The sequence below is a fragment of the Streptomyces sp. KM273126 genome (assembly GCF_004337435.2).
GTDB classification, from domain to species: Bacteria; Actinomycetota; Actinomycetes; order Streptomycetales; family Streptomycetaceae; genus Streptomyces; species Streptomyces acidicola.
In genome coordinates, this window is record NZ_SJXB02000002.1 from 1,674,986 (window position 1) to 1,690,667 (window position 15,682).

General features: G+C 71.5%; 15 protein-coding genes and 1 pseudogene. 11 read left to right on the top strand and 5 right to left on the bottom strand.

The genetic code is table 11. The features are described from left to right. Positions 1 to 138: 138 nt before the first annotated feature. Together E0500_RS45210 and E0500_RS45215 are read right to left on the bottom strand one after the other, a co-directional pair. A pseudogene (locus tag E0500_RS45210) lies at positions 139 to 279 on the bottom strand (GntR family transcriptional regulator); the annotation flags it as partial. Between the two features lie 42 nt (positions 280 to 321). Then, positions 322 to 765, bottom strand: a complete 444-nt coding sequence (locus E0500_RS45215; RefSeq protein WP_131560929.1) for a beta-propeller fold lactonase family protein — start codon at positions 763 to 765, stop codon at positions 322 to 324. A 116-nt stretch (positions 766 to 881) separates the two neighbouring features. On the opposite strand from E0500_RS45215, the gene rraA reads away from it, so the two are divergent. Then, the gene (gene rraA / locus E0500_RS44590) at positions 882 to 1,835 is read left to right on the top strand and encodes a ribonuclease E activity regulator RraA (protein ID WP_309505288.1); all 954 of its coding nucleotides are present in this window, start codon (positions 882 to 884) and stop codon (positions 1,833 to 1,835) included. Between the two features lie 44 nt (positions 1,836 to 1,879). On the opposite strand, the gene E0500_RS38095 is transcribed toward rraA, so the two are convergent. Continuing rightward, positions 1,880 to 3,316, bottom strand: a complete 1,437-nt coding sequence (locus E0500_RS38095) for an FAD-binding oxidoreductase (RefSeq protein ID WP_131560930.1) — start codon at positions 3,314 to 3,316, stop codon at positions 1,880 to 1,882. Positions 3,317 to 3,417: 101 nt separating this feature from the next. Here E0500_RS38095 and E0500_RS38100 point away from each other — a divergent pair, with 101 nt between their 5' ends. Next, the gene (locus E0500_RS38100; RefSeq protein ID WP_131560931.1) at positions 3,418 to 4,083 is read left to right on the top strand and encodes a TetR/AcrR family transcriptional regulator; all 666 of its coding nucleotides are present in this window, start codon (positions 3,418 to 3,420) and stop codon (positions 4,081 to 4,083) included. 108 nt (positions 4,084 to 4,191) lie between these two features. On the opposite strand, the gene E0500_RS38105 is transcribed toward E0500_RS38100, so the two are convergent. After that, on the bottom strand, positions 4,192 to 5,202 hold the full coding sequence (locus E0500_RS38105; RefSeq protein ID WP_131560933.1) for a zinc-binding dehydrogenase: 1,011 nt from the start codon (positions 5,200 to 5,202) through the stop codon (positions 4,192 to 4,194). Further along, on the bottom strand, positions 5,195 to 5,626 hold the full coding sequence (locus E0500_RS38110; RefSeq protein ID WP_131560935.1) for a tautomerase family protein: 432 nt from the start codon (positions 5,624 to 5,626) through the stop codon (positions 5,195 to 5,197). The genes E0500_RS38105 and E0500_RS38110 overlap by 8 nt, the downstream gene beginning before the upstream one ends. Before the next feature lie 103 nt (positions 5,627 to 5,729). Here E0500_RS38110 and E0500_RS38115 point away from each other — a divergent pair, with 103 nt between their 5' ends. The 9 genes from E0500_RS38115 (at position 5,730) to E0500_RS38155 (ending at position 15,318) form a co-directional block, all read left to right on the top strand. Further along, the gene (locus tag E0500_RS38115) at positions 5,730 to 6,320 is read left to right on the top strand and encodes a TetR/AcrR family transcriptional regulator (RefSeq protein ID WP_131560937.1); all 591 of its coding nucleotides are present in this window, start codon (positions 5,730 to 5,732) and stop codon (positions 6,318 to 6,320) included. Between the two features lie 278 nt (positions 6,321 to 6,598). After that, a complete protein-coding gene (locus tag E0500_RS38120; RefSeq protein ID WP_131560938.1) occupies positions 6,599 to 7,612 on the top strand; it encodes a LacI family DNA-binding transcriptional regulator in 1,014 nt (337 codons plus the stop codon). 38 nt (positions 7,613 to 7,650) lie between these two features. Further along, positions 7,651 to 8,631, top strand: a complete 981-nt coding sequence (locus E0500_RS38125; protein ID WP_309505289.1) for a 2-hydroxyacid dehydrogenase — start codon at positions 7,651 to 7,653, stop codon at positions 8,629 to 8,631. After that, entirely contained in the window at positions 8,628 to 9,851 is a 1,224-nt protein-coding gene (gene manD, locus E0500_RS38130; protein ID WP_131560940.1) for a D-mannonate dehydratase ManD, read from the top strand. The genes E0500_RS38125 and manD overlap by 4 nt, the downstream gene beginning before the upstream one ends. 1 nt (position 9,852) lies before the next feature. Next, on the top strand, positions 9,853 to 11,373 hold the full coding sequence (locus tag E0500_RS38135; RefSeq protein WP_131560942.1) for a mannitol dehydrogenase family protein: 1,521 nt from the start codon (positions 9,853 to 9,855) through the stop codon (positions 11,371 to 11,373). A gap of 33 nt (positions 11,374 to 11,406) precedes the next feature. Beyond that, positions 11,407 to 12,441, top strand: a complete 1,035-nt coding sequence (locus E0500_RS38140; protein ID WP_131560944.1) for an NAD(P)-dependent alcohol dehydrogenase — start codon at positions 11,407 to 11,409, stop codon at positions 12,439 to 12,441. A gap of 338 nt (positions 12,442 to 12,779) precedes the next feature. Beyond that, the gene (locus E0500_RS38145; RefSeq protein ID WP_399121054.1) at positions 12,780 to 14,012 is read left to right on the top strand and encodes an MFS transporter; all 1,233 of its coding nucleotides are present in this window, start codon (positions 12,780 to 12,782) and stop codon (positions 14,010 to 14,012) included. Then, positions 14,009 to 14,362, top strand: a complete 354-nt coding sequence (locus E0500_RS38150) for a hypothetical protein (RefSeq protein ID WP_131571147.1) — start codon at positions 14,009 to 14,011, stop codon at positions 14,360 to 14,362. The genes E0500_RS38145 and E0500_RS38150 overlap by 4 nt, the downstream gene beginning before the upstream one ends. Beyond that, positions 14,359 to 15,318, top strand: coding sequence for a sugar kinase (locus E0500_RS38155; protein WP_131571144.1), 960 nt, complete (start codon positions 14,359 to 14,361; stop codon positions 15,316 to 15,318). Before E0500_RS38150 ends, E0500_RS38155 begins: the two co-directional genes overlap by 4 nt. The last annotated feature ends 364 nt before the right edge of the window (positions 15,319 to 15,682 follow it).

Genomic DNA, 15,682 nt, shown 5'->3' on the forward strand with positions numbered 1-15,682 from the left:
CTCGAAGTACGCCGCCTGCTCCACGTCCTCGCCCTCGCTGAGGTCCGGCCGGGAGAGGGTGCCCGCGTCACGCGCCAGGAAGAAGCCGCGGTTGGGGACCCGTTCCAGGATGCCGACCTCGGCCAGGAACACCATCGCCTTGCGCACCGGCGTACGGGAGACGTCCAGCTCGTCCGCCGCCCACTGCTCGGTGACGTGGGCGCCCTCTTCGAGGCCTCTGCGACGCATCAGGTCCACCAGCCGGGTGGCCATGGACGTGGTCAGGTTCGGCCGCGACATCGCTCCTGCGCTCTTCACGTGGTGGGTCGGCAAAGCCTCATCCTACGAATCCTCCTGGAGGAAGAGGACACACACCGGCGAGCCGGTGTGCACCACGCCGCCGGCGGGCCGCAGCCCGCCGTCCGCGGTGTCGACGTCGTAGGCGACGATGGTGTCGCCGTGCACCGCGTACAGGAAACGCCGGGTGCGGTCGGCGGCGAGAAACGTCGGATTGTCCAGCTCTACGGTCTGCAGCAGTGTCCAGGTGTCGCCGTCCGGGCCGACGTCGTACACCTCGATGCCCTTGCCCCGCCCTTCTCGTGCGGCCGTGGTCCGGGATCCCACGTAGGCGACGGTCCTTCTGCGGCGTGCGGCCGGGGCGGCGACTGCCGAGGTGGCATGTGCTGCTCCCACGGCGGCGACCGGAAGGGCGATCCCCGCCCGGCGTGACACCGCGGCCGCTGTCGTGGGCTGTCGTTGACCGAGGCTGCCGGCGTACGAGGTCACGTCCGCTCCCGTCCTTGGAGGTTGTCGACGGGGGATGATTGTATCTTTCGCTAGTTTGATACAACAGGGCCCGGATCAAAGCATCCACCCATCAGCGCTCGCCCTCCGGAGGCCCCGTGCACGCGACGCCCCTTCCCACAGCGGATCTCGCCGACGAATACGGCGACCAACTGCGCGTCTGCGACGTGCAGTTCACCTCGTACGGAGCCGTCCGCTCTTTTTCGGGGCCGATCCGGACCGTCTCCTGCCACGACGACAACGCCCTGCTGCACACCCTGCTTCGTGAGCCCGGCAACGGTCACGTCGTGGTCGTCGACGGCCGCGCCTCCCTGCACACCGCCCTGCTCGGCGATCTCATGGCCGAGCGCGCCCGGGACAACGGCTGGGCCGGCGTCGTGATCCACGGGGCGATCCGGGACGCCGTCGCCCTGGCCGGTGTGTCCGTCGGCGTGCAGGCCCTCGGCACCAACCCGCGCAAGAGCGGCAAGGCAGGGCATGGCGAGGCGGACGTCCCGGTGTCCTTCGGGGGCGTAACCTTCGCACCCGGAGACATCCTGCACGCCGACGAGGACGGGGTCGTGCTGCTCCCTGCTCCGCGTCGACCAGGTAGAGGAGGGTCAGCCGGACATGCCGGAGGACGTGTAGCGACGAAGCGGCGGGTGAGTGCCGCCGCCACGGTCGCCGGCCGCTACGCCGAGATCTCGCACGCCGCGGACGGCGTCTGGGCCACCCAGGCCATGGCCGAGGCCATCGCCGCGCTGGTCTCCGGCGTTCCGCCGGCCGAAGCCCTGGCCGACGCGGCGTCCTCGGTGCCCGCCGGAAGCTGGCTCAGCCGCAATCTGGCCACCGCACAGCGGATTCGCGACTCGGCCGCAACCCCCTTCGAGGCCGTACCCGCCCTGGTCGCCGAGCTGGCCCCCGCCGTCTACAGTCCCGCCTGTGTGGCCACGGAGACCCTGCCGGTGGCCTTCACACTGACCGAACTCTCCGCAGGGACCGACAGCGGTACGTCCACGACAGGACGCCGACCCGCGCAGTGGGCGAAGCAACCGTGGACGGACCTGCCGTGATCCCATCGTTCGTGCACCTGCGTGCGGGGGCTCCTGGGCGGTGTCTACTGCGTGGGTGCGGGAGCGATGTTCTTGTTGTGGCGGAGCAGGTTCCGCGGATCCCACACCGCCTTGATCCCGGCCAGCCGCTGGTACTTGGCCTCGCTTCCGTACACGCTGCGCCGCCAGGCCTCGCCCTGGTCCTGCGTCAGGTTGATGTAGGCGTTGGGGAGCGTGTGGGGCCGCATGGCGGCCGCGGTCGCGTCGGCCCACGCGTCGTAGGGGGTGTCGTGTTCCGGCTCCGTCCACACGGTGGCGGCCTCCCAGAGCCAGGATGCTCCGGCACGGGAGAAGGCGGTGGCGTCCTCCTCGGCGTCCTCGGAGATCGCGCCACCCAGCGACCAGACGTTGATCGCGGTGATCGTGCCCGGGAGGTTCGGTGAGGCGGCCGTGCGCTGGACCAGCGTGTCGATCACACGTTCCGTGAGTGAGGCGATATAACCGCCCCGCGCGTTGGTGCGCCATCCATAGGGGGCAGTCGCGTCCAGCATGCTGTTCGTCTTGAGCCATGTGGTGCGCTGCACCGTGTTGACGAGGGGCGTGCCCAGTGCGGCGAGCTTCGCGATCGTCTTCTCCGCGTCCGCGAAGTCGCCCGTGTGGACCGGAATGAGGATCAGGACCAGCTTGCCGTGCGCCTCCTCGGGCATCGCGGGAAGCGGCGGCGCGAAGGTGAGCGCGGTCGCCAGTCCGAGTTCGCGGGGGGCGTCGGCCATGAAGGCGGGCAGTTGGGCCAGGACGGCCGCGGCCTGGTCGCCGGGGAAGATGATCTGCCCGGAGACGACGTCCGGGCCCAGCGGGTGGGCTCGGTACTCGAAGGCGGTGACGACGCCGAAGTTGCCGCCGCCACCGCGCAGCGCCCAGAAAAGGTCCGGGTTCTCCTTCTCGTCCGCGCGGACCTTCCGCCCGTCGACGGTGACCATCTCACAGGCGAGCAGGTTGTCGACGGTGGCGCCGAAGCGGCGCATGAGGTGACCGATGCCGCCGCCGAGGGTCAACCCGGCGACGCCGGTGCTGGTGACGGTGCCGGACGGCACCACCAGGCCGTGTTCCTGTGCGGCCGCGTCCAGTTCGCCGAGCAGGACGCCGGCCTGGGCCCGCACGGTGCGGGTGTCCGGGTCGACGGTGATCTCGCGCATGCCGGACAGGTCGAGGACGAGGGCTCCGCCCGGCATGGCGTGGCCGTCGGTGCCGTGACCGCCGCCGCGCACCGCGACGGGCAGGTCCCGAGCAGAGGCATGGCGCAGGGCGGTGGCCACGTCGTCCTCGTCGGTGCAGCGGGCGATCAGCGCGGGTCCGCTGTCGGCGGCCCGGCCGTTGAAGACGACCCTGGCCTGGTCGTAGCCGTCCTCTCCCGGGCGCAGGACGGCGCCGCGGAAGTCGGCCGGGAAATCGTCGTGAGTGGGGGATGCGGGGGATGTGGGGGTCGAGCCGGTCGGGCTCATGCGTGCCTCCCTGAAGGCGGGCAGCCCGCGACGCGGGCAGCCCCGGCGACTAACCGGAAATTCATTTTCCGGTATGGTTCAGGAGCGTAACATCCGAGATCATGAGCGAAGTCGCCCCGTCCGGTGCGCGCCCTCAGCGGGCCGACGCACGCGAGAACGTCCGGCAGATCCTGCGGGCGGCCCGCGCCGTCTTCGCGGACCGTGGCTACGAGGTGTCCATCGAGGAGGTCGCCCGCCGCTCCGGGCTCGGCATGGGCACGATCTACCGCCATTTCCCCAACAAGCGCGCTCTTGTCGAGGAGGTCGCGATCGGCCACATGCGGGAGACCTGCGAGGTCCTGGCCCGCGCCCTGGCCGAGGAGCCGGACGCCTGGTCCGCCTTCACCCGCGTGATGCGCCACATGGCCGAGGTGCGCAGCAGCCAGTTGTTCCCCGTCTCCCGCAGGCGCACGACGGAGTCAGGTCCCGCCCTCGTCGCCGCGCGCGACGCGCTGCTGTCCGGCCTGGACGGTCTGGTGGGACGCGCCCAGCGGGAGGGATCTCTTCGGGCGGACGTGAACACGTACGACCTGGTCCTGATGATGGTCTCCCTGCCCCCGCGGATCGCGGACGACGGCGCCGGCGGCGGCCTCTCCACCGACCTGACCGGCCGTCAGCTGTCCGTCCTGCTCGACGGCCTGCGTGCCCCCGGTGCCGAGCATCTGCCCGGCTCGGCAGCCACCCGTCCGGACCTGGACGAGTTCTTCCGCACGCGCTTCGGAATCTGACCTGCCACCGCTCCGAGTTTCCGGAGCCTGCGCGTCCGGCGCCGGCCGAAGAGCCCTGTCGTCGGGTTTCGTGGTCGGGGCGTGGTGGGGGCCGTGGGCGCGACGCGGTCAGCCGTCGGTGCGGACGAAGACGGGCTTGAGGTGCTTCTCGGGCAGTGCGTCGGGGAGTTGTTCCCAGTCGATGACGTGGGAGACGACGCGGGCGGGGTCCACGGTGCCGGAGAGGGCGAGGTCGAGTGCGTCGGGGATGTGGTTGCGGACGTTGTCGCGGGCGATGCGCATCGTGACGCCGGTGAGGTACATGTCGAGCAGGGGTAGCTCGCCGGGGCGGAAGTGGTTGCCCGCCGACTCGCAGATGCCCTCAGGGGCAAGGCATTTGACGGCCAGGGCGAGCTGGTCGACGCGACCCGTGGCCTCGACGGCGAGGTCGAATCCGTGCCGGACGGGCTCGACCGTCTCGGCGGTGCGGGCGCCGTAGCTCTCGGCGAGCGCCCGGTGTCCGGGGTCGGGGTCGACGTACAGCACGTCGGAGGCGCCGAGCGCGCGGGCGATGTCGCAGACGTACAGGCCGATGCTGCCGCGGGCGACGACCAGGACGCGGGCCCCGGGCTTGTTCTTCAGATGGGGGGCGACCAGGCGCCATGACAGGGACCAGTTGTCGCTGGCCGAGGCCATGGCGACCGGGTCGAGACCGGCTGGCAGGGGCACCAGCATGGCGTCCGCCCAGGGGACGCGGACCAGGTCCGAGAAGAGCCCGCCCCAACTGCCGCCGATCGGCGCGCCGTACATGGCCATGTGCGGTACGGCGGTGCAGTGCGCGGTCAGTCCGGCGCCGCAGTGGTCGCAGGTGCCGCAGTTGATGGACCAGGGGACGACCACCAGGTCGCCGGGGGTCACGGTGGTGACGGCGTCGCCGGTCTCGACGACCCGGGCCACGCATTCGTGGCCGAGAGCGAACGGTGGGTCTACGAATCCGTGTCCCGCCAGGATCGCGGAGTCGACGTCGCAGGAGGTGGCGGCCACCGGGGTGACGATCGCCTCCTGGTCGGTCCGGAGCTTCGGGTCGGGCCCCTCGCGCCACTCGACGGTGTGCCGGGCGACGTAGGTCAGTTCACGCATCGGCCTGCTGCCCCTTCGCGAGGGCCACCAGGTCGGCGTAGCGGATGACGGAGCCGCCGGCCCCCCAGGTGCCGTCGGCCTGTTCGTGCACCAGCACCCACACACGGAGGGCCTCGGCCTGGGAGAGCCCGGCGGCGTCGAGAACGGTCCTGGTGGCGTCCTCGACCAGACCGGCCTTGCGCCGCTCGGACAGCGCGCCGTGGGGAACCGTCACGTCCACGAGGAAGCGGGGCGAGTCGTCCTCGGCGGTGGTCTGCGCCCCTTCGGGCAGCTCGACGAGGTAACTCCACGCCTGGGCGCGGAAGAACGCGGTGTCGGGCGCTCCCTCCCGGCGCAGCAGCACGGCGGCCAGGTCGCGCTGGACGGTCCTGCGGCCCTCCTCGGTCAGGGAACCGGGCGGGATGGTGAGCCGGATCATCGACATGACGAAGTGTCCCTTCGGCTGGGCATGACGGGATATGACGATCGTTATATTCGGCGGTCACGCTAGACTATGACGAGCGTTATAGCCAGAGGGGAGTACGGTCTTGGCCAAGCCCAGCGCACCGTCGCGCGAGCGCATCGTGGCCGGTGCGGCGGACATGATCAGCAGGCGCGGCCTGAACGCCACGAGCATCCGGGAGCTGGCCAAACACGCCAAGGCGCCGCTCGGCTCGACCTACCACTACTTTCCCGAGGGCAAGCAGCAACTGGCCACCGAGGCGGTGCGGTACGCGGGGGGAGCGGTCGCCCGCATCCTGCGCAAGGAGCTGGACGCCGGCCCGGCCGCCGGATTGCGCGCCTTCCTGGCCCTGTGGCGCGGCATCGTCGTCGAGAGCGACTTCCGTGCCGGCTGCCCCGTGCTGGCCGTCTCCGTCGAGGAGCCCCCGGCCGACGAGATCCCCCCGGCCCTCGCCGCCGCCGCGGAAGCGTTCGAGGACTGGGAGCAGTTGCTCGCCGGGGCGCTGCGGGAGCACGGCGCCGACCCCGAGCGGGCCCCGGGGCTCGCCGCCCTCATCGTGGCGTCCGTCGAGGGCGCTATCGCCATGTGCCGTGCGAAGCGCAGCATGCAGCCCCTGGACCAGGTGGCGCAGCAACTCGAAGCCCTGATCGCCGACGCGCTCGACCGCCCGGCCTGACGGCGGAGAGCTCCCGGATTCAGGCGCCGATCGCCATCCCTGTCGCCTTGTGTGCGGAGACGGGCCCGGTCGCGTCGGCGCCCCACCGCCGAAACCTACCCTTGCACAAGCATTGACAAGCTTGCGCAAGGTTGCCAACCATGGGCGCACGCCGTTCGGGTTTCGCCGACGAGCACCGAAGGTCCCGCCGAGCACGCATGAATCCCATCGGGCACCGGTGGAACCCACCGGACGCCGATGAAACCCACCGAGCACCATCGAGGAAACGGAGTAGCAGCGTGGCCCCCACCCTGACCGATGTCGCAAAGCGCGCGAACGTCGCGCTCTCCACGGCCTCCCGCGCTTTCAGCGACCCGCAGCGCCTGGGCCCGGAAACCTTGCGCAAGGTCTTGGACGCCGCTCAGGAACTGGGGTACGAGCCGCCTCCACCGCGCCCGGCCGAGACACCGTCGGACGCCGCGACCGTCGCAGTGGTCGTCCCCGACATCGCCAACCCTGTCTTCGGCACCTTCGTCAAGGCCGCCCAGGCCCAGGGATGGCACCGAAGGCAGACCATCGTGCTCGCCGACACCGACTTCGACCCCGATCGTGAGCGGGAGGTGATCTCCCAGCTCAGCGCCAGGTCGGCCGGTCTCGTCGTGTGTTCGCCACGGCTGGACGCCGAGGACGTGCTCGCCCTGTGCGGTGACACCCCCGTCGTCCTGGTCAACCGTGAGACCACGACAGCCAACTGCATCCTCGCCGACGCGAGCGACGGTCTGCGGCAGGCGGCCGAGTACCTGGCGGCGCTGGGCCACCGTCACATCGCGTACATCCAGGGTTCGCAGCACTCCTGGTCCAACAGCCACCGCGTCGACGTGGCCCGGGCGCAGGCCGAACAGGCCGGTCTCCGGCTGGAGGTGCTGGGCTGGCAGTCCGAAACGGTGGCGGGCGGCACCGCCGCAGCCGCGGGCGTGATCGCGTCCGGTGCCACCGCGGTCATCGCGCACAACGACCTGGTCGCCCTCGGTGTCATCACCGGAGCACGCCAGCTGGGCGTCAGGGTCCCGGACGACCTCAGCGTCATCGGCATCGACGACATGCCCCTCGCCGCCACCGCCCACCCCGCGCTGACCACCATCGCGGTGCCGATGGAACGCGCCGGGTCACTGAGCCTGGAACTGCTCGCGCAGTCCGTCGCCGACGAGCGCCACCAGCCGCGCACGCTGCGTCTGCCCACCCAGCTCGTCGTCCGCGGGTCCACCGGCCAGGTGGCCGGCCGCGCCCACTCCGTCACTCGGGAGCACGCATGACACACCCGCCCCTCCACCTCCGAGAAGGAGCTCCCGCTGTGCACACGGACGGGCTGACCGTCGTCGTCAGCGATCCCCATCTCCGGCGGCTGCGCGAGCAGTTCGAGGCCGCCTTGCCTGCCGCGACGACCGTACGCTGGCCCGACCCGGCCGACACCGACGCGGTGTCGGCGGCGCTGAGCGACGCCGACGTCCTCGTGTCGGGTGTCTGCCCCGCCGGGACCGCCGCCGCGGGCAAGCGGCTACGGCTCGTGCACGCCGCGGGCGCGGGCATCGACGGAATCGACGTCGGCGCGCTCGCCCCGGGCACGCTCGTGGCCAACACCTTCCACCACGAGGACGCGATCGCCGAGTACACCGTCGCCTCCGCCATCCTGCTGAGGCGGGGCTTCCTGCGTGAGGACGCGGCGCTGCGCCAGGGCACCTGGGAGGCACCGACGTACCCCCGTCTCCTGGGTGAGGCCACCGTCGGCTTCATCGGCTTCGGGCACATCGGCGCCCGCGCCTGGCAGCTCTTCCGGTCCTTCGGAGCGCAGGGTGTGGCCGTCACCCGCCGCGGCGGCGTCGACGCCGTGGCCGAGCGTCTGGCCTGGTCCGGAAGCATGGACGATCTGGACGCCCTGCTGGAGACCTCGGACGTGGTCGTCGTCTCCGTACCGCTCACCGACGAGACCACCTCACTGATCGGACCGAAGGAGCTCGCGCGCATGGGACAGACGGCCGTGCTGATCAACGTCGGACGCGGGCGGGTCGTCGACGAGGACGCGCTCTACGCCGCCCTGCACGACGGCGTGATCGGTGGCGCCGCCCTCGACGTCTGGTACGACTACCCGACGGAGGGCAGGACGGGTGCACCCAGCCGCCACCCCTTCCACGAGCTGCCCAACACCCTGATGACACCGCACTCCTCGGGTCTCGCCCAGCAGACGTTCGTCCGCCGTCTGGAGGACATCACCGCCAACATCCGCCGACTGGCGGCGGGACAGGGACTGAGCAACGTCGTGGCGGTGGCCCGATGAGCAAGCACGACACCATCGTCGCCGCCGACGTCCTCGTCACCAGCCCGGGACGCAACTTCGTCACCCTCAAGATCACCACCGCGGAAGGACTGGTGGGCTGGGGCGACGCCACACTCAACGGCCGCGAACTCGCCGTCGCCTCCTACCTCCGCGACCATGTCGCCCCGCTGCTCGTCGGGCGTGACCCGGCCCGCATCGAGGACACCTGGCAGTACCTGTACCGCGGCGTGTACTGGCGCCGCGGCCCGGTGACCATGACCGCCATAGGCGCCGTGGACCTCGCACTGTGGGACATCAAGGGGAAGACCACCGGCCAGCCCGTCTACCAGCTCCTCGGCGGCGCGGTCCGCGACCGCATCCTGACGTACACGCACGCCACCGGCTGGGACGTCCCCCAGCTCCTCGATTCCGTCGACGCCCAGCGGGAACGCGGCTTCCTGGCGGTCCGGGCCCAGATGGGCGTGCCGGGTCTCGACACGGTCTACGGGGTGACACGGGAGGGTGCGGGCTACGAGCCCGCGGGCCGGGGTGCCGCCCCCGCCGAGGAGGTGTGGGACACCGCCGCGTATCTGCGCCACGCGCCCGGCGCGCTCGCGGCGGTCCGCGACCACGTGGGCCCCGACCTGCACCTCCTCCACGACTCCCACCACCGGCTCACCCCCAACGAGGCCGCCCGACTCGGCCGCGCCCTGGAGGACGTGGACCTGTTCTGGCTGGAGGACGTCACCCCCGCCGAGAACCAGGAAGTACTGCGCCATGTCCGCCGGCACACCACGACGCCGCTCGCGATCGGCGAGGTCTTCAACACCGTCTGGGAGTGCCAGTCCCTCATCACCGAACAGCTGATCGACTACGTGCGCACCTGCGTCACGCACGCCGGCGGCATCAGCAGTCTCCGGCGGATCGCCGCGCTCGCCGACGTCTGGCAGGTCAAGCTCGGCCCGCACGGACCCTCCGACGTCTCCCCGGTGGCCCTGGCGGCCTCGTTGCACGTCGGCCTGGCCACACCGAACTTCGGCATCCAGGAGTACATGGGCTACGAACCGCTGGTCCACGAGGTGTTCCGGCACGACTGGAGCTACGCCGACGGATATCTGCAGCCCGGCGATTCCCCGGGCCTCGGTGTCGACGTCGACGAGGACCTGGCCGCGCAGTTCCCGTACGAACGCGCCTACCTGCCCGTCGCCCGGCGTCGCGACGGCTCGATGACGGACTGGTGAGATGGCGACCGTTTCCCTTCCCCGCCTCAACTCCGCGACCGTACCCCCGCGTTCGCTGCTGCACCGACGCACGGTCGCCGAGACCGGCATCGTGCACCTGGGCCTCGGCAACTTCCACCGTGCCCACCAGGCCGTCTACACCGCGTCGGCGCTGGAACGCACCGACGGTCCCTGGGGAATCCTCGGCGTGGCGAGCCGCTCGGCGCTGGTCGCCGACGCCTTGCGCGCACAGGACTTCCGGTACTCCGTGGTCGAGATCGCCCCGGAGGGCTCACGGGTCGTCGTGCCCGCCGTGCACACCGGCGCACTCGTCGCCGCGCACCGTCCTGAGGCCGTCGTCAACGCCATCGGCGCACCGGGCACCCGGATCGTCTCCCTCACTGTCACCGAGCACGGCTACACCTTCTCGCCGCGCACGGGACACCTCGATCTCGACCACGAGGACGTGCGAGCCGACCTGCGGGGCGACACCCCGCCAAGGACCGTGATCGGACAGATCGCACGCGGTCTGCAGCAGCGCCTGCGTCGGCACGCGACGCCCGTGACCGTGCTCAGCTGCGACAACCTCGCCGGCAACGGAACCCAGACGGCCCGCCTGGTACGCGAGTTCGCGGCAGCCCTGCCCGGTACCGAGGGCGACGAGCTGGCCAACTGGCTGGACCAGGCCGTGGCCTTCCCGAACACCATGGTCGACCGGATCGTCCCGGCCACCACGGACGCCTACCGAACGGCCGTGGCCGACCGGCTCGGACTGCACGACGACGTCCCCGTTCCCGCGGAACCGTTCACCATGTGGGTACTGGAGGACCGCTTCGCCGCCGGGCGACCCGCCTGGGAGCACGGCGGCGCGCTGTTCACCGACGACGTCGAGCCGTACGAACTGCTCAAACTGCGCCTGCTGAACGGCACCCACTCGCTCATCGCCTACCTCGGCGCGCTCGACGGCCGGGCCACCATCCCCGACGCGATCGCGCAGCCCTTCGTCGCCGACGCGGCCCGCCGTGTGCTGCACGACGACTACCTGCCCAGTCTGACCGTGCCCGACGGCATCGACCTCGACGCCTACGTGGCACAGCTCTTCGAGCGCTGGGGAAACTCCGCGCTGGGCCACCGCACCCGCCAGGTCGGCTCGGACGGTTCCGTCAAACTCCGCCAGCGCGTACCGGAACCCGCACTCGGGCATCTGCGCGCGGGGCGGACTCCCCACCATCTGGCCCTCACCGTCGCCGCCTACCTGTGCTGCATGGCACCGCCGCCCGGCTTCGATCCGGGCCCACAGGCCGCCGCCATGGCGGAACCCGCCCGGAATGAACTGCGGAAGACCGCCGAAAGCGCCACATCCGCACGGGACTTCGTCACCGCAGTCATCGACGGCGGACTGCTCGGAGACCGGCTCGCCGAGTACCCCGTCTTCACCGACCGCGTCGCCGAACTCATCGGCGTCCTCGCCCGGCACGGCACAGCCGCGGCGGCCACCGACGCGGCCCGGGCCGCGGACTCGGAGTCGCCGCCCGCGGCCTGACACACCCTGCCCCTCACAAGGATGTGAGACCCCATGACCCTCCCCACTGTGACCAGAGCGGCCGTCCTGCACGGCCCCGAAGACCTCCGCATCGAGGAGATGCCGCTGCGGCCACCCGGCCCCGGCGACGTGCTCGTCGAAGTCGACGCCGTGGGCGTCTGCGGCTCGGACATGCACTACTTCGCACACGGCCGCAACGGCGCCAACCAGCTCCGCCGGCCGACCGTCCTCGGCCACGAGGCCTCCGGTACGGTAGTCGCGGCCGGGCCGGAGGCAGGCCTGGAGCCCGGCACGCGGGTCGCGATCGAGCCCGCCGTCGGCTGCGGCGCCTGCGCCACCTGCCGCTCGGGCCGGTACAACCTGTGTCCGGCCGGCACCTGCTTCGGCTCGCCCCCTACCCACGGCGTGCTCGCCACCCACGTCGTCGCCCCCGCCCGCGCGGTTCACCCGCTGCCCGACACCATTCCCCTGGAACTGGGCGCCCTGATCGAGCCGTTGGCCGTCGCCGTCTGGGCCGTACAACGCGCCGAGATCGCCGTCGGACACCGGGTCCTCGTCACCGGCGCCGGGCCGATCGGCCTGCTGGTGGCCCAGGTCGCGCGCGCCGCGGGCGCCGCCGAGGTGATCGTGACCGACGTCAACGACGCCCGGCTGGCGCAGGCCCGCAAGCTGGGCGCCACCCAGGCCGTCAACACGGCCGCACAGGACCTCGAACTCGCGGACGTGGACCGTCTGGTGGAGTGTTCGGCACACCCGGCCGCGCTGTGGCAGGGCATCCGCACCCTCAAGCCCGCCGCCCGGGCGACCGTCGTCGGCCAGGCCGCCCCCGCCGTGGACGGGCTGCCCCTGGCGCATCTGCAGCGCTGGGAGATCGACCTGGTCACCGCCTTCCGCTACGCCCACGCCTTCCCCACCGCTCTGTCCCTGGCCGCCGACGGCCGAGTCGACCTCGCTCCGCTCCTCACCGGTCGCTTCCCCCTGGCCCGCGCCGCCGACGCGCTGCGCGCACCGGTCCAGGACCCGACGCACCTCAAGGTCGTGGTCCGCCCCGACGGCACATCCGTCTGACCGGGCCGGATCCGCACCAAGCTCCCTGTCTCACCCCCTCGGGGGCCCCACACGCCGTCAACTCGGCGTTTTCTCCCGAATCTTCTGTTTCGTTCTCCTGCTTCATTCTTCTGTTTCGCCGCACCTCTACGTCCCCCACCGTGCAGAGGACCCATCCCATTCAAGGAGGCATGGCTGATGGACACTCCCACCGGATCCCTGACGAGTGACCCCACCCCACCCGCACCCGCCGATCCCGCGCCCGCCGACCCCGAGCGGTCCGCCGCGCGGCCTGGGCAGGCCTCGTCGGCACCGCTCTCGAGCAGTACGACTTCGTCATCTACGGCACCGCGTCGGCCCTGGTCTTCGGCGACCTGTTCTTCCCCAACGCCTCACCGGCGGTCGCCCTGCTGGCCAGTTTCGCCGCCTACGCCGTGGGGTTCGCGGCCCGCCCGCTCGGCGGACTGTTCTTCTCCCGCTTCGGCGACCGGCTCGGCCGCAAGTGGATCCTGATCACCACCCTGTTCCTGATGGGCGGCTCCACCTTCGCCATCGGGCTGCTGCCGACCTACCACCAGGTCGGTGTCCTCGCACCGGCGCTGCTCGTGCTGTGCCGCTTCTTCCAGGGCTTCGGAGCCGGTGCCGAACAGTCCGGCGGAGCCACCCTCCTCACGGAGACGGCCGTCACAGGGCGCCGAGGGCGGCTCGCCTCGCTGGTGATGACCGGCGCCGCGCTCGGCACCGTGATGGGTGCCGTCGCCTGGATCCTCGTCCAGACCCTGCCCGACGACCAGCTGATGAGCTGGGGCTGGCGGCTGGTCTTCGCCAGCAGCCTGCTGGTCACGGTCGCCGCCATGGTCATCCGGCGCAAGCTCAGCGAGAGCCCCGTCTTCCAGGACCTCAAGCGCCGGCACGAGAAGCCCAAGTCCCCCGTGAAGGAGGTCTTCCAGCACGGCAGGAAGCCCATGCTGCTGGTGCTGTTCATGAACGTCGGTGTCAGCGCCCAGTCGTACACCTACCAGGTCTTCATGGCCTCGTACCTGGTCTCCACGGTCGGTGTCGACGCGTCCTTCGTGCCGAAGGTCCTGATGATCGGAGCGGCCTGCGGCGGTCTCGCCGCCATAGGATTCGGCGTTCTGTCGGACCGCGTCGGCCGTAAGCCGGTATACGCCTCGATCCTCGCCGCCCTCGTGCTGCTGCCCGGTCCCTCCTTCATCGCCCTGAACACGGGCTCACCGGCGGCCATCACCGTGACCATGATCATCGGCTTCGTGCTGGCCGGCCAGGGCGCGGTCGGAGTCCAGATGAGCTACTTCCCCGAACTGTTCGGCACCCGCTACCGCTACGCCGGCGTCACCCTGGGCCGGGAGTTCTCCTCCGTGCTCGGCGGCGGGGTCGCTCCGCTGATCTGCGCCTCCCTGCTCACGGCGTTCTCCGGCTCGTGGATCCCGGTCGCGGTCTACATGATGCTGATGATGATCATCAGCCTGGTCGCGGCCCTGATGACTCCGGAGACCCGCGACCGCGACCTGACCTCACCCGTCGATGCCACGGCCCCCGCGCCGGCCGCGACCGAAACGAGCACTCGATGACCACCACCACATCGGCCCGGCCCCGACCCGGCGACGCACTGCGACGCACCGCAGTGGTGGCCGCTCTCCGGGCCGACTCCCCGCAGGATCCCGCACCGGCGACCTGCACGCCGACTCATACCGACGTCGTCTGCCGCGAACTGACACCGACCACGCTGGGCGCCCCGAACCCACTGGGCGCCCTGGATGCCCTGAACCCACTGGAACCGCTGCGCAAGAACCTCGGCGACGCGGTCGACCTCGGCGGTTCCCTCACCCGGGACGCCCCGTCCGGCGGCGATGATCTGAAGGCCCCGGTCGACCGGGCTCGACGTGCTGCCCTGGCCGCAGCCGCCGGAGCCCGGCCGTGACCGGCGGCCGGATCGTCGCACTGGGCGAGACGATGGGCCTGCTGGCCGCCACCACCGTCGGGCATCTGCAGCACGTACCGCACATGGCCCTGGGCATCGGCGGCGCCGAGAGCAACGTCGCCGTCGCACTGGCGAGGCTGGGCACCCCGGTGACCTGGATCGGCAGGGTCGGTGCGGACTCCGTCGGCGACCGCGTGGTGCGCGAACTGACCGCCGAAGGGATCGATGTCCGCGCCGTACGCGACTCCGGCGCTCCCACAGGGCTGATGCTCAAGGAACGCCTCCCCGGCGGCGCGGTCAAGGTCTGGTACTACCGAGCCGGCGCGGCCGGTTCCCGACTGGCCCCCGAAGACATCGACGCCCGTCTCGTCACCGGGGCCAGGCTCCTCCATGTCACCGGCATCACCCCGGCACTCGGCGAGTCCGCCGCGGCAGCCGTCTCGTACGCCGTGGACGTGGCCCGCGCCCACGGGGTGACGGTGTCGGTCGACGTCAACTACCGGTCCGCACTGTGGCCGCCCGAACGGGCGGCTCCGGCCCTGCGCGACCTCGTCGCCCGGGCCGACCTGGTCTTCGCGGGCGACGACGAGGCCGCGCTCGTCACGGGCTGCGAGCCCACCGCCCGCACGCCGGACGAACTCGCCGCGGCCCTCACCGCCCTGGGCCCTGCCACCGCGGTGATCAAGCTTGGCGCCGAGGGAGCACTCGCGTTGGTGGACGGCGCCCTGCACCACAGGGCCGCCGTCCCGGTGCGGGTGGTCGACCCGGTGGGCGCGGGGGACGCCTTCGTCGGCGCGTACCTGAGCGAACTGGTCGCGGGCGCCGACGTCAAACAGCGCCTCGACACCGCCGCACTCGCCGGGGCACTGCTCTGCACGGTCCCCGGCGACTGGGAGGGAATGCCCACCCGCGCGGCGCTCGACGGCTGGACGGGGGTGAGGGACGTACTGCGCTAGCGGGACGGTCTCCGTGAGGTCCTCTGGCCGGGTCTGCGCAGAACATGTTGAGGGTGCGGGGGTGCGCACGTACATGAAGGGGCAGGGGTCGGCGAGCCAGGGGCGCCTGCCGCCTGCTGCCGCTGTGGGATCCGGCGGCGGTGCGACGGCGGATCGGGCAGCGGACGATGCCGCTGGTCGGCCCGGACGCACAAGTGCCTACGGCATGGCCTGAAACGGGAGCTCTGCAAAGCGTGGTCCAGCAACCGCCCGTTCGTGTCGAACGACCTTGGGATGTTCGGTTACTGACTTACCTGGGTGAGGTGAGACTCAGCCGAATCGTGGAGACACGAGATCGGCTGTCTTCGCCTCGGCCGAGTGGTGC

What these genes read in the sequence shown, in the direction of transcription:
- E0500_RS38095 (WP_131560930.1), bottom strand. Translation starts at nt 3,316, where the DNA reads ATGAGCCCGACCGGCTCGACCCCCACATCCCCCGCATCCCCCACTCAC.
- E0500_RS38100 (WP_131560931.1), top strand. Translation starts at nt 3,418, where the DNA reads ATGAGCGAAGTCGCCCCGTCCGGTGCGCGCCCTCAGCGGGCCGACGCA.
- E0500_RS38105 (WP_131560933.1), bottom strand. Translation starts at nt 5,202, where the DNA reads ATGCGTGAACTGACCTACGTCGCCCGGCACACCGTCGAGTGGCGCGAG.
- E0500_RS38110 (WP_131560935.1), bottom strand. Translation starts at nt 5,626, where the DNA reads ATGTCGATGATCCGGCTCACCATCCCGCCCGGTTCCCTGACCGAGGAG.
- manD (WP_131560940.1), top strand. Translation starts at nt 8,628, where the DNA reads ATGAGCAAGCACGACACCATCGTCGCCGCCGACGTCCTCGTCACCAGC.
- E0500_RS38135 (WP_131560942.1), top strand. Translation starts at nt 9,853, where the DNA reads ATGGCGACCGTTTCCCTTCCCCGCCTCAACTCCGCGACCGTACCCCCG.
- E0500_RS38140 (WP_131560944.1), top strand. Translation starts at nt 11,407, where the DNA reads ATGACCCTCCCCACTGTGACCAGAGCGGCCGTCCTGCACGGCCCCGAA.
- E0500_RS38150 (WP_131571147.1), top strand. Translation starts at nt 14,009, where the DNA reads ATGACCACCACCACATCGGCCCGGCCCCGACCCGGCGACGCACTGCGA.